The 14,000-nt window shown below is 39.0% G+C and carries 12 protein-coding genes; 4 read left to right on the top strand and 8 right to left on the bottom strand.

Annotated elements, in window-relative coordinates; translation table 11 throughout:
- Nucleotides 1–320: 320 nt before the first annotated feature.
- The 3 genes from A7968_RS15820 to A7968_RS15810 all read left to right on the top strand — a co-directional run bounded on the left by A7968_RS15820 (nucleotide 321) and on the right by A7968_RS15810 (nucleotide 4,349).
- The gene (locus A7968_RS15820; RefSeq protein ID WP_084448222.1) at nucleotides 321–1,841 is read left to right on the top strand and encodes an EAL domain-containing protein; all 1,521 of its coding nucleotides are present in this window, start codon (nucleotides 321–323) and stop codon (nucleotides 1,839–1,841) included.
- Between the two features lie 462 nt (nucleotides 1,842–2,303).
- A complete protein-coding gene (gene dkgB / locus A7968_RS15815) occupies nucleotides 2,304–3,122 on the top strand; it encodes a 2,5-didehydrogluconate reductase DkgB (protein WP_064667537.1) in 819 nt (272 codons plus the stop codon).
- A gap of 507 nt (nucleotides 3,123–3,629) precedes the next feature.
- Nucleotides 3,630–4,349: a hypothetical protein gene (locus tag A7968_RS15810; RefSeq protein ID WP_064667536.1), complete on the top strand. Its 720-nt coding sequence runs from the start codon at nucleotides 3,630–3,632 to the stop codon at nucleotides 4,347–4,349.
- Nucleotides 4,350–4,524: 175 nt separating this feature from the next.
- Here A7968_RS15810 and A7968_RS15805 read toward each other — a convergent pair whose 3' ends face one another.
- Complete coding sequence (locus A7968_RS15805) at nucleotides 4,525–5,244, bottom strand: hypothetical protein (protein ID WP_064667535.1); 720 nt, start codon at nucleotides 5,242–5,244, stop codon at nucleotides 4,525–4,527.
- Between the two features lie 531 nt (nucleotides 5,245–5,775).
- Between A7968_RS15805 and A7968_RS15800 the strand changes: the two genes are divergently transcribed.
- On the top strand, nucleotides 5,776–6,483 hold the full coding sequence (locus tag A7968_RS15800) for a hypothetical protein (protein ID WP_064667534.1): 708 nt from the start codon (nucleotides 5,776–5,778) through the stop codon (nucleotides 6,481–6,483).
- Nucleotides 6,484–6,585: 102 nt separating this feature from the next.
- Here the strand turns inward: A7968_RS15800 and lipA are convergent, their stop codons facing one another.
- The 7 genes from lipA to mrdA form a co-directional block, all read right to left on the bottom strand.
- On the bottom strand, nucleotides 6,586–7,551 hold the full coding sequence (lipA, locus tag A7968_RS15795) for a lipoyl synthase (protein ID WP_064667533.1): 966 nt from the start codon (nucleotides 7,549–7,551) through the stop codon (nucleotides 6,586–6,588).
- The gene (gene lipB / locus A7968_RS15790) at nucleotides 7,548–8,201 is read right to left on the bottom strand and encodes a lipoyl(octanoyl) transferase LipB (protein ID WP_084448221.1); all 654 of its coding nucleotides are present in this window, start codon (nucleotides 8,199–8,201) and stop codon (nucleotides 7,548–7,550) included. Before lipB ends, lipA begins: the two co-directional genes overlap by 4 nt.
- Before the next feature lie 19 nt (nucleotides 8,202–8,220).
- Nucleotides 8,221–8,499 carry a DUF493 family protein YbeD gene (gene ybeD, locus A7968_RS15785; protein WP_064667532.1) on the bottom strand — a complete coding sequence of 93 codons (279 nt, stop codon included), beginning with the start codon at nucleotides 8,497–8,499 and terminating at the stop codon, nucleotides 8,221–8,223.
- Nucleotides 8,500–8,984: 485 nt separating this feature from the next.
- Nucleotides 8,985–10,145: a serine hydrolase gene (locus tag A7968_RS15780; protein ID WP_064667557.1), complete on the bottom strand. Its 1,161-nt coding sequence runs from the start codon at nucleotides 10,143–10,145 to the stop codon at nucleotides 8,985–8,987.
- 91 nt (nucleotides 10,146–10,236) lie between these two features.
- Nucleotides 10,237–11,016: a septal ring lytic transglycosylase RlpA family protein gene (locus A7968_RS15775; RefSeq protein ID WP_064667531.1), complete on the bottom strand. Its 780-nt coding sequence runs from the start codon at nucleotides 11,014–11,016 to the stop codon at nucleotides 10,237–10,239.
- Nucleotides 11,016–12,119 (bottom strand): rod shape-determining protein RodA, encoded by a 1,104-nt coding sequence (gene rodA / locus A7968_RS15770; RefSeq protein WP_064667530.1) that lies wholly within the window; start codon nucleotides 12,117–12,119, stop codon nucleotides 11,016–11,018. Before rodA ends, A7968_RS15775 begins: the two co-directional genes overlap by 1 nt.
- Nucleotides 12,119–13,999: a penicillin-binding protein 2 gene (gene mrdA / locus A7968_RS15765; protein ID WP_064667529.1), complete on the bottom strand. Its 1,881-nt coding sequence runs from the start codon at nucleotides 13,997–13,999 to the stop codon at nucleotides 12,119–12,121. Before mrdA ends, rodA begins: the two co-directional genes overlap by 1 nt.
- Between the last annotated feature and the right edge of the window lies 1 nt (nucleotide 14,000).

The following is a 14,000-nucleotide window of genomic DNA, read 5'->3' as shown; positions in this document are numbered from 1 at the left end:
ACTGGCGAAACCTAGTATACCGAAAAGGTAATACCAAGCGTTGATATAACTGCTTAAAGCATTAGCTCATCAGATCATAGATTGGGCAGTTACAGTGAATCGAATTTGAACCGCTTTTTTTTGATTTTCGCGAAGTAGGTGGCAGCCTTTTTAATATGGCTAAGTCCTATGTTTTGGATATCTCAATAATTTAAGCTTTTCATGCGCAAACAAGCTGCCAGCTGTTAAATAACAGTTAATAGTAGGAGCTTGCTGCTAGCGTACGATACAATTTAGTGGTATTAAATGATAATTAATGTGCTAACTGCAAGGGAAAATCTATGTCATTGAGAGCTTTTAAAGAAAAACCAAGTGCAATAATTTTCTTTTTACCGCTTTTGCTTTTGCTTTTAATTTTTATATTCCATTTTGGCGCAAACTTTGTACAAATGCATCATCAGAAAAAGTTTACGCAATCTCTTATTAGTAAAGCAGAAGACATCTCTCGTGATATTAGCGCATCCATTTATCAGGCAGAAGCCATTGACCCTCGACGTTGTGATGAAGAAACAGTAAATAAGTTACGGATATTTCTGACTAACTACCACTACACACATGATGTTGGTTTAGTAAAACAAAATAAAATTATATGTTCGGCAAATTGGGGGATTTTAAAAGAGCCTGTTGAACTTAATGTTGATTTTTTTAAGGGCAATAAAGGCTTTTATTTTGCGCAAAAAGTGGGAGGGATTTTTCCAATTGATGCCAAATATGATATTGCAAAACGCAATGATATCGTAGCATTTACAATTCAAGAGCCTTTTAAATATTTTGATCAAGCAAATAATGATTTTTCGTTTAACATAACCTCTAGTGATGGCTTATACGTTTTCCATCAATTTGACTCCGAGTTTCAGTTTGGTAATGAATTTAACCTATTATCACAAGAAGTTAAAAGCTGTAGTACAAAATTTAGCTATTGCGCTAGTGTGCTTAATAATCGACCAGGGTTGTTGTTTTTTTCTACTTTGCCTTTGACCGCGATACTTATATTACTTTGCATTATTAGTTTTTTAATTATTTATTCTTTAATCTCATACATAGAAAGAACAAATTCGATTGAATTTCGACTGCGTAACGCAATTGCTGATGGAAGCATTTATTTAGAATACCAGCCAATCTTAGAGGTTCAGAGTAAGCGGATTATTGGCGTAGAATGTTTAATTAGGTGGAAAGATGCGGTACATGGGCAAGTCTCACCTGAGTTATTTTTAAGTATTGCTGAGCAGTTAAATTTATATCCGTCGTTGGCATTTTCATCTGTAAAGCGAGCATTTAAAGAGTTGTCGCCTTTTGTTATAGAAAAAGATGATTTTAGTATTGCAATTAATGTTAACTCTTTTGAAATTCAAAGCTCGGAGTACTTACCGTTTTTGAATGAGCAATGCGAATTATATAAAATATGCCAAAAACAAGTAAAAATTGAAATCACTGAGCGCATAGGTCTGCCATTAAATGAGTTATCAAACTTCGCTTTGCAGGCTAAACGTTATGGATTTACTGTTGCCTTGGACGATTTTGGCACCGGTGTTTCTAATTTAGTTTGGTTAACCGAAATTAACTTCGACATCATAAAAATAGACCGCATTTTTACTCAATCGATTACTGATCCTTTGAAAAAAGATATGCTCCTGGCAATAATGACACTATTCACGAATCTTAATCGTGTTGTTATTTTTGAAGGCGTTGAAACGCAAGAGCAGTGTGAATTTATTGAAAAGTATAATAAATGCTATCAGGTTCAAGGTTGGTATTTTTATAAGTCTCTGCCTTTAGATGCGTTGCAAGAATTAATGGATTAAAAGCGGTATTGCAAAACCGAACATAAACAGATTTTATTTAAGGCAGAGCATTTATATTTGATTTAAATTAGACGTTTTATTATTGGCACTGGGCTTTAGTCAAAACTGATGCTTTAAATTTAAAACTTAGCCGTAACCATAATCAAGCCTAACCATCTGCGCCAGTGAAACTGCTAGGTGAGCTGCGCGAATCTCATTTCTTTAATGATCAACGTTCGATGTAGCTTTATACACTAGGCTTTAAATCTCCGTCTTGTACATTAATGCTACATTATTAAACGGATTTAAAAATAATCAAAAAAGATATACAGGCTCTAGCCCTTGAAACTAAATTTAATGGCCTCATACCTTTTACGAGGTCAAAGTTTTAAATGAAAAAGTAGCAGGTGTATTTTGAGAAACTTAGCTTAGAAATCTAATAAGTTTGTATTTTTAAACCGATTATTTTAGAAGGATAAAATCATGACACAAGGTGTAATAGAGATGCCGGATTTAGGTATGGGTACGTTTCGTCTCGAAGGTAAAACAGCGTATGAATCTGTTAAAATGGCCTTAGAGGTGGGTTTTCGCCATATCGATACCGCACAAATTTATGGTAACGAGAAGCAAGTTGGTCAAGCGATAAAAGACAGTAATATTCCACGAGACGAGCTATTCATTACCACTAAAGTGTGGAATAACAAACTCAATAAAAGTGATTTTATTACCAGTGTGAAAGAGTCACTTGCAAAGCTTCAGCTTGATTCGGTCGATTTATTGTTGATCCATTGGCCTGCGCCATCAAACGATGAGCCAATGAGTGAGTATTTAACTGAGTTATTAAAGGCAAAAGAGCTAGGATTTACAAAGCATATTGGGGTTTCTAATTTCACCATAGCGAATTTAAAAGAGGCTATGCAAACACTTGACGCACGTGAAATATTTACCAACCAAATAGAAGTGCATCCATATTTAACAAATACTAAGTTGCGGGCTTTTTGCCAGCAACACGACATTCATGTCACTGCCTATATGCCGTTTGTAGTCGGTAAAGTATTAACGGATGAAACCATCATTGATATTGCCAATAAGCATGGAGCAAGCCCTGCACAAGTGGTGATTGCATGGGAAAATGCTAACGGTATGACCACCATTCCATCATCAACTAAGCGGAAAAACTTAGAAGACAACTTTAATGATAAAGCGGTAAAACTGGACGAGGAAGACATTGCACGTATTGATGCACTTGATTGCGGAGACCGCCAAGCAACCCCAGATTTTGCTCCCGAGTGGGATCAATAAGCCGCGTTAAGTAAATTAATTAAAAGTGCAGCACGTCTGCACTTTTAATTCAGCTTGAGTTGCTAATTACCATTTTTAACGGGTATTTTCTGCTGATAACGAATTTTACCTATCTGACAAACTCACTTTTTTAGCAGCAGAGCTTCGCCAGTAATTTTATTGAAGGCTGCAAACAGTAAGCTCTCTCGATGCTTGAGCCACAGCAACTTTTTCAGCAAATGTAAGCGCTTCTTCTTTTAATTCGTCAGAATAATGTTTACGTTGTTTGTTCTATATCACCTCCGTGAGTTTAGTTTACTCACTTAACGAGGTGTCCAAAACTATTGGGCCAGATCGCTTGGTTTGAGCGGTATTATATTTTAGAACTCGCATGGTGATTAATTGAAAAATACCCGAGGAAGATAAATGAAGCTATAAGATACAAAAACGATGCCTTATTAGAAACAGCTAAAGGAAAAGAGTAATTTGTCGATAACAAGTTGATAAGTAACGAACAAGGAAAATGATATGAAAGTTAATTCAAATGATACCAATTTAACACCGCAGCTAATATCGAATAGTTCAGCAGCAAAAATAAATAAATCACCAAATAATAAAGAACAGTTAAATAATGAAATGGAGCGACTAGCAAAGGATATCTATCACAAAGACATGCTTAAAGAGCCTGAAGCGACCTATGATAAACCAATGAATATAAAAACAAATAATGTTGTATCAACAAGAGAAACAGAAGAAAAAGCGTTAAATAATATTCGACTCGCTACTGTCAATCTCTATATGCCGGGTGGTGAAGTTTCTAACTCGGTTGAAAAAATGTTTGCTCAGTATGACAATATTATGGCTGAAATAGCAGCCGAACAACCATCATTAGCGAATAAAGATTGGGGTATATCAATCAGTCAATCAGGTGAGCTAGAAGTTACAGGTTCAATTAATGATAAAGAGAAAAGTCTTATATCTGAAAAATTAAATGACAACGGGGACTTTGTTGTCGCAGCTAAGGAGTTTAAATCGAGCTTTCTAGCGCACATTGATTTGGGAGTTAGGGGGTGGTCAAGTTACGACGTAAACGAAGATAACTTCTCAAAAATATTTGATTTAAAAGAAATTCTGGATAATTCACAAGGCGGAACAAGCTTTAAACAGGCTTGGAATAAGGACTTTAGTTGGCTCGAGTTAAACGATAATATCTCATCTCAACTTAGTAGAAATGCTTCTAAACGGTAGAGATTAGTAAAGCGGGCCTCTCGGAAAGAGGCTCTTATGATGGATCGCTAGATAATAAGTCTTGGTTACAAATATGGCCTAGATAAAGCTACTGAATATTGTTTTTACCAACATCAACGAGGTTGTCCCCAGTTAGGGAGGGCGTCCAGAGTTTATTTACAATAATAATAACTCATCAATAAGCATATTTAACTTCTGCTTTATTTGACAATTGACTACGTAAATTATCTTGATATGAAAATATATCAAAACCATTATCAAATGCTTTTGCATTTGGTCCGTATGAACTATCTAAAAGTGCTTTTATATCAACAATGTCTTTAAAGTTTTCTTGGGTAACATGATACTTTCCCCAATATTTCCCCTTCCCATCATAACCACGGTCATATTCTTGACCTTTTATTAAAATATCAGGTAATTCTTTAACTAAACTTACTATATCTTTATCTGCATTTAGCTTGTCCTCAAGATAAGGTTTTTTATCTTCAGTAATATCACCAGAAACAACTAATTTATCATCACTATCAATAGAGAACCGCCAATCTTTTTGAGCTAATGATGGAGATGATATCTCTAGTTCATTCAGGAAATTTTCATATTTAGGTCTAAGTTGACTTAACTTTTTGGGTAATTCACCAAAGCTTATTGTATTAGTCATTTTATCTAAAATCTCAGATTCAGATTTATGCGCAGTTATATCAAGAGGTCTATCATAGGAGCTCTGATTTTTTGGGATATGTTCATCTTTATGGTAAATATCATTAGTAAACTTTTGCTGTTTATTAATTTTTTCATCGGGGAGGTTATCAGACCATTTTCCAACATTAACGGGCTTTGATTCATTCTTATGTTGTGTGGTTGCTATGTTAGTTAAAGTTTTATGGGTTATGTTCATATTTAATTCCATTTATAACGAAAGATCTTACCGTTAATACCTTTATCGGTTCCAAACATAAAAACTTGATTGTTTTTTATGAATTTACATTAAATGAAAAAAGCTAAAAACGAAGTCGTTATTAGCTTTAAAAGTAAAAGTTATGAAGGATTACTACTCACCAAATTTTGATCGTATAAATGCCTTAGTACAACGTATTCAACATTATCTCCTCCAATACCTAAATCAACAGAGCCTGAAACATGACCTGAACTATTAAAAGTATTTTCAAAGTCAGTATAATTAATTACGCGTAACTTTAGTGCTAGCTCAGCTTGGGTGGTGGTTCATTGAAAAATACCGAGGAAGATAAATGAGGTTATAAGATACAAAAACTATGCCTCATTACCGCTATAAAGATATGCATAGCCTAACATTTAAGCGCTGTTCATTATTTATGCATAGTAAGTTAAGTTTTCTTATTAGAAACAGCTAAAGGAAAAGAGTAATTTGTCGATAATAAGTTGATAAGTAACGAACAAGGAAAGTGATATGCAAGTTAACCCACACAATAGCAGTTCAGCATCGCAGCTAATATCGAACAGTTCAGCAGTAAAAATAAATAAATCACCAAATAATAAAGAACAGTTAAATAATGAAATGGAGCGACTAGCAAAGGATATCTATCACAAAGACATGCCTAAAGAGCCTGAAGCGACTTATTATAAACCTATAAATAAAGATGCCAATATATTAAGACCTATTGAAGATGTTATGTATGATATTGGAGTTGCTACAGCTCATTTGTATATGCCAGGCGGCGACGTACCTAAAACGGTTGAGAAGATGCTTTCACCCTATGATAGTATCATGGCTGAATTAAAGAGTGAGCAGCCCGCTTTAGCAAATAAAAGTTGGGGTATTGCTATCAATGAATCAGGTGAGCTTGTAGTAACTGGCTCTGTTAATGATGATGAAAAGGCACTCATTGCAGAAAAACTAAATAGTAATGAAGAGTTAGTCACTGCCGTTAATGACTTCAAGTCTAATTATTTAAAGTATATTAAGATGGAGCCTAGGGGGTGGGGTAATTACGACGTAAATGAAAGTAATTTTGCTGAAGTTTTTGATTTTAGAGAAATGTTAGAAACCTCAAGAAGTAGTGAAGACTTTAAGGGAACATGGGATTATGAAACGAATTGGCTTAAGTTAAACGATAATGTTTCAGCACAATTGAGAAGTAATGCTTCGAAACGTTAGTTGTATTAGTCTCGGGTCGCAAAGGTGAAAGTGTGGTTTGTTAACCGTTAGCTATGCTGTGAAAAGTACATAACTAACGATTTTTCAATGGTATAAAAGTAATTATTTCACTTCTTTACCGGCGGCTTGTTGATCAGCATGATAGCTTGAGCGAACAAATGGGCCTGAGGCTGCATGTGTAAAGCCAATTTCATCTGCATAGGCTTTTAAGCCGTCAAACTCTGCTGGTGGCACGTAGCGTTTTACTGGTAAGTGATGCTTAGAAGGTTGTAGGTATTGACCTACAGTTAGCATGTCGACGTTGTGTTCACGTAAATCACGTAACACTTCTTCGATTTCACTGATCTCTTCACCAAGGCCAACCATTAAGCCTGATTTAGTTTTCACTTCTGGGTGTGCTTCTTTAAAGCGGCGCAGTAGTTCTAATGACCATTTGTAGTCAGCACCTGGGCGGGCAAGCTTGTATAAACGTGGTGCGGTTTCAAGGTTGTGATTGAAAACATCTGGTGGCGTTTCAATTAAAATCTCGAGTGCGCGGTCCATACGGCCACGAAAATCAGGCACTAAAATCTCGATGGTGATTTTAGGGTTATGCTTGCGAATTTCGCGAATACAATCTGCAAAATGTTGTGCGCCGCCATCACGTAAATCATCACGATCCACTGAGGTGATCACTACATAGCTAAGCTTCATGTCTTTAATCGTTAATGCGAGTTTTTCAGGCTCAGCAGCGTCTGGCTTTAATGGGCGGCCATGGGCAACATCACAAAATGGGCAACGACGTGTACAAATTGCCCCTAAAATCATAAAGGTTGCTGTACCGTGGTTAAAACACTCTGATAGGTTAGGGCATGAAGCCTCTTCACATACTGAATGCAGGCCATGTTTACGCATGGCTTGTTTAATACCATCAATACGCTCGGTTGATTTAGGTAAGCGAATTTTTAGCCATTCAGGCTTACGCAACATCTCGTTTTTTTCAGTTGGTAATACTTTAACTGGGATCAACGCCATTTTTTCAGCGTCGCGCAGTTTTACCCCTGGTTCCATCTTGACTGGTTTATTCATTCGTTTTCAAACCCTTCAGTATACTTAACGGCTGTTGCATTAAGTTTTTTGATCATGTGTTTTACGAGTCCAGCACCTGCTTGCGCAAGGTCTTCTGGGCCGTTTAAGTCGGTTGTTTGCACCATGTTCATGCCTGCATAACCACAAGGGTTAATGCGCAAAAATGGGCTCATATCCATGTTTACATTCAGTGCTAGACCATGAAAAGAACAACCGCGACGAACGCGAAGCCCTAATGATGCTATTTTGCTGTCGTTAACATACACCCCTGGTGCATCTGCTTTGGCGTAGGCTGCAATGTTATACTCATTCAGAGTATCGATAATACACTCTTCAAGCCATGTAACCAGTTCTCGTACGCCAATTTTTAAACGACGTAGGTTAAATAATACATACATCATTTGCTGACCAGGTCCGTGATAGGTTACTTGACCGCCACGATCTACTTTGATCACTTCTATGTCGCCTGGGGCAAGTAGGTGTTCATCTTTACCTGCTTGGCCTTGCGTGAATACAGGCTCATGTTCAACAAGCCAGATTTCATCGGCATCCTGCTCAGTACGCACGTCGGTGAAGTTTTGCATTTTTTGCCAAATAGGCATGTAACGCTGTCTACCAAGTTGACGGACGATTAAGGTATTTTCGCTCACAGCTGACTCCGCTTAGCGCTTAAAGCATGTGTCGTACGTCATCAATTGCGCTGATCACGTTGTAAATTTCTTCAATATGAGCGCCGCTGGTAACGGTAACTACTAGGCTAACTGACTCGTAATTGCCTTTGCTACTCGGTTTTACTTTAGGAGCATAGTCGCCAGGTGCAATAGGTTGTAACTTAGTTAGAATTTGATCTGTTAAGTTGACGTTTGCCAACCCCATTACGCGAAATGTGAATGGGCAAGGGTACTCTAAATATTCATCAAATTTAGTATTTTCTACCGGTGTAGCCACGACGTTGACTCCTCATACTTAATGTGTGCTTAGTATTTTTTACTAAACAATAAACCGCTTCGATAATCTGTTCTCGACTGCGATAACAATGGAATAACTGCACTTTTTGCCGTTATTATTGCTAGCCAGATTATGTGTCGGTTAGATATGGGGCGCATTCTACCATTTTTAAAGCAAAAAAAAACGCCTTGCTTTGCAAGGCGCTTATATTATTTGGGTATGAATACCCAAGCCACCTCAAGATACAGAATTCAGCGTTTCACAGGTGCTTAATATCAAGGCGTTACTTTGCAAGAATGGCAATCCCTTTTAAGAAGTAACAACGATGAGAGTAAGTGCCTGTGAAACGCCCAACGGGTTGGTTTAAAAGCGATTTATACTGCGTTATTGATTTTAACAATAGAACCACTATTATTTGCAATCAATGCCTTGCCTAAATCGCTTTTAATTCCAACTGAAACTCGGATCTTGAGGTTGTTTGGGTATTACATTATTTGTAAACGTAGGTAATCATAAATTTTACTAAAGAAGCTACCTTCTTCAACTTCTTCAAGCGTTACCAGTGGATACTGGGCAATTACTTCGCCTTCCAGCTGTAAAGATAAAGTGCCTACCTTAGAGCCTTTAGCTAGTGGTGCTTCTAATACTTTATCAAGTGTGAAGTCCGCTTTTAAATTTTTACGCTGACCACGTGGGATAGTAATCGGGGTATCTTCTAAAATACCGAGCGATACGTTTTCTTTATTACCCATCCAAATACGTTGCTCGGCAAAGCTGTCGCCTGCTTTGTATGGTGTAATTGTTTCAAAGAATCGGAAGCCATAGTTAAGTAGTTTTTTGCTTTCTACTTTTCGGGCACGTTCGCTTGTGGTTCCCATTACAACAGCAATTAAACGCATATCGTCTTTTGTTGCAGAGCTGACAAGGCTGTAACCTGCCTCTGATGTATGGCCAGTTTTAATCCCGTCAACGTTTAAGCTTTCATCCCATAACAGTGAGTTACGGTTATATTGTTTAATGCCATTAAAAGTAAATGACTTTTTGGCATAAACTTCGTATTCATTTGGTACATCGCGAATAAGCGCTGCGCCTAAAGTAGCCATATCACGTGGTGTTGTGAAGTGCTCGTCGGTATCTAAGCCGTGGCTATTAATAAAGTGAGTATTGCTCATTCCAAGCTTTTCAGCATGGGCATTCATTAAGTCTGCAAAGGCGCTTTCGCTGCCAGCTATGTGCTCAGCCATTGCAACACAGGCATCGTTACCTGATTGCACAATAATACCGTGATTTAAATCATCAACACTAATTTGCTTACCCACTTCGATAAACATTTTTGATGATTCAGGAAAGTTTTTAGCCCACGCTTTTTCACTCACCGTAACCATATCAGTCGGTGCAATGTTACCTGCTTTGATTTCTGTACCAATCACATAGCTGGTCATCATTTTTGTTAAACTAGCGGGTGCAATTTTGGTATCCGGTTCACCCTCGGCGATTACTTTGCCAGTGGTAAAATCAACAAGAAAATAACCTTTTGCATTAACTTGAGGCGGGGCAGGGATAATTTGGGCGGTCGCTGAGAAAACGGCAGCAGAGCATACTAAGCCGCACACACCGTTGAGAATTTTGTATTTAATAGATTTCATCATACTCATTAATGGTTAAAGTTAAAGATTCGCGTTACCCCATTCTATACCCAAACTACCTCAAGATGCGAGCGTAGTTTGGGCATTAGTCTTATTGACTGTAAAGCAAGAACGCGTTTTGAAATTGATCCAGTTTTAATTTTTCAAGCACTTGCTGAGCTTGTTCAGCGTCTTTAATTGGCCCTAAACGCAGCCTATAAATTGCATCTTTTTCCACAATATTTGTGGGTAAATGGTATTGCTGGCGCAAAGTGTACGCTAATGCTTCAATATTTTTTAAGGTACTGCCAGCCGCGACTTGAATATAACTCAAACGCTCAGTCGAATCCGCCATCGTAATGGCTTCTAGCTTAACCTTGGCTGTACCATGGTGGTAGTAGCCCAGTTTATAAGCCGCTGCGTAAGATAAATCGATTAAGCGATCATCATGAAATGGGCCTCGATCGTTAACACGCACAATCACGGATTTACCGTTACTGGTATTGGTTACTTTTACAAAACTAGGTAGCGGCAGTGTTTTATGCGCTGCGGTCATCGCAAACATATCATAAACCTCACCATTAGAGGTGTGATAACCATGAAATTTACGGCCATACCAAGAGGCAGTGCCTTCAGCGGTATACCCTGTTTCATCCAGCATAGGCGTGTAGTTTTTGCCAAGTACTGTGTATGGGCGTCCTGCGCTGGCGCTTTTGGAAACCGGCACAACCACCGCATCTTGCATTTCTAATTCGGTCGGGACGCGTAGCGGTGCCGCATCATGGCGCATACTATAGCGGCTACTGTGATCTGTTTTACTGCCAGAGCTGCTACACGCAGCCAATACTAGCATTAAAGAACTAAGTGAGATTAATTTTACTAAGTACTGCATTATTTTAGTAACATCCTTTTATCCGTAGCGATAGACATAATAATGCCAAATCCAGCCATTAGCGTAACCATGGAAGTACCGCCATAACTTATCAGCGGAAGTGGTACACCAACAACTGGCAGTAGTCCTGAAACCATGCCGATATTTACGAATACATAAACAAAAAAAGTGAGGGTCAGCGCACCGGCTAATAACTTACCAAAGGCATCCTGCGCATTTACCGCTATATATAAGCCACGGCCAACAATAAACAAGTACATGCATAACAATAAGCACACACCAAATAAGCCAAACTCTTCACTTAAAACAGAAAATATAAAGTCGGTATGGCGTTCAGGTAAAAATTCTAATTGCGATTGCGTGCCGTGTAACCAGCCTTTACCTTCAATACCACCAGACCCAATGGCTATTTTTGATTGAATAATATGATAACCAGAGCCAAGCGGGTCGCTTTCAGGATTAAATAAGGTTAACACTCGTTGCTTTTGATAATCGTGCATGCCGTAGTGCCAAAAAGGCCAGGCAGCGAGTGCCACTAAAGCGCTTAAAAAGCCGATTAAGCGCCAACTTAAACCAGATAAAAACAACACAAATACACCTGAGCTGGCGATTAGTATTGAGGTGCCTAGGTCGGGCTGTTCTTTAATAAGCAGTGTTGGGATCATTACAATGGCAAAGCCAACCACCAAATGCATTGCTCTTGGTGGTAAATGATTACGGCCAATATACCAAGCGACCATCATAGGAACGGCAATTTTCATCAGCTCTGAAGGTTGAAACCGAGTAACTCCTAAGTCGAGCCAGCGCTGTGCTCCTTTTGAACTGACACCAAAAATTAACACGCCAACAAGCATCAATAAACCAACACAATACAGTGGAAAAACTAACCGCTTGAGTGTGGCAGGTGAAAATTGTGCTAATACAAACATACCAATAATTGCGCCAGCCATACGAGTGGCGTGGCGGATCATCATGGCGTTATCTTGGCCGCTGGCACTGTATACAATGGCTAAACTGGCGACCATTAACGTTAATAAGGCCAACAATAGAGGCAGGTCTAAATGTAATTTATCCCAAATAGAGCGCTTATCATCTAACTGCATTACGGCTCCTTATTACGAGCAATATTGATGGGATTAGCAGAGAAATAATAATCCATTAATTGGCGGGCAATTGGCGCACCTACGGTACTTCCGCCACCGGTGTTTTCCACCACAACAGACACGACAATTTGCGGATCATTATAAGGGGCAAAACCAACATAAATAGCATTATCGCGGTGGCGCTCTTTTAGCGATTTCGCATCATAACGCTCGCCTTGGGCAATGCTAACCAATTGCGCGGTGCCGGTTTTACCAGCAGGGTCATAGTTTACCCCTTTAAATGCTTTATGAGCAGTCCCTGTTACTTTACTTACAGTATTATGCATAGCGTCTAATGCTATTTGCCAATGCTTGGGATCTTTGAGAATTACCGGTGGCTTTTCTTCATTGTTAATTTGTACCACTTGATTTTCTTGTTTGGCCACTTGGACTAAGTGAGGAGGGCGGTTTACCCCTTTATTCACTAAAATATTCAATGCGTTGGCAATTTGCATTGGTGTCGCAGTCCAATAACCTTGGCCAATACCGACTGAAATGGTATCACCGCGCCACCATGATTCTTTAAAGCGCGCTTCTTTCCATTCTTTTGACGGTAGAATTGCAGTGGTTTCTTCATGAATATCAATGCCTGTTAAATCACCAAAACCAAATTGCGCCATAAAATCGCTAATTTTAGTGATCCCTAACCGATAGGCAGTATCATAAAAGTAGGTATCGCATGATTCTTCAATGGCTTTGTAAACATCAACATGGCCGTGGCCCCAGCGTTTCCAATCACGCCATTTGTGATCAACATTGGGGATTTGGAAAAAGCCCGGGTCCCAGATAGTCGTATTCTCGGTGACCAACCCTTCCTCAAGCGCCAAAATAGCCATATGCGGCTTAACAGTTGATGCAGGCGCATAGCGACCTTGCGTGGTGCGATTGATCAGTGGTCGGTCTGGATTTAATAATGCTTTGTAATTTTTGCTACTAATGCCATGAACAAATAAATTTGGGTCGTAGCTTGGGTTTGAATACAAGGCTAATACGCCACCGTCTTTGGCATCCATAACAACCACTGCACCACGCATATCTTTAAAAGCATGTTGGGCAATTTGTTGCAGCCCAATATCCAAAGTCAGCACTAAATCGTGCCCTGGTTGTGGTGGTGTCATACTTAAGGTGCGGATCACACGGCCACGGTTATTTACTTCAACCCGTTGTGAGCCAACTTGGCCATGCAGTAACTGTTCATAGTATTTTTCTATCCCCAGTTTGCCAATATCATGGGTAGCGCGATAGTTAGTGCCTTGATCTTCTGATTCGAGTTTAGCGAGTTCTTTTTTATTGAGTTTAGCAACGTAGCCTAATGCGTGAGTTAGGGTGTCTGCAAACGGATAATAGCGAGCTAAGCGCGCTTCAATGCTAAATCCGGGGAATTTATGTTGATTGACTGAAAAACGGGCCACTTCAAGTTCAGTTAAGCGGGCTTTTAATACCTGACTTTTAAAGCGACGGTTGTGCTTGATATCGTCAGTGAAGTCGCTTTTCTGCTGCTCTGAAATATCAATGTATTGTGTTAAGGCGGACAGTGATGCATCAAGATCGTCAACTTCTTCAGGAATAACCTCTAGGTTATAAACGGGTTTATTTTCAGCGAGTAACACGCCATTACGATCGTAGATAAGGCCGCGATTAGGCGCAATTGGGATCACTTTAATACGGTTGTCGTTAGAACGAGTTTGATAATCTTGATGATCATCGACTTGAATAGTGTATAAATTGGAAAGTAATACCGCGACTAAAAGTGTAACAAACACAAACCCCACAAAAGCACGACGAGCAAACAGATTCGCTTCTGCTGAGTGGTCTCTAATTGTGGGTCTGTGTTTTCGCATG

This window comes from Pseudoalteromonas prydzensis, assembly GCF_001661495.1.
In the GTDB taxonomy this organism is placed as follows: Bacteria; Pseudomonadota; Gammaproteobacteria; order Enterobacterales; family Alteromonadaceae; genus Pseudoalteromonas; species Pseudoalteromonas prydzensis.
This window is presented reverse-complemented; position numbering and strand designations above follow the sequence as displayed.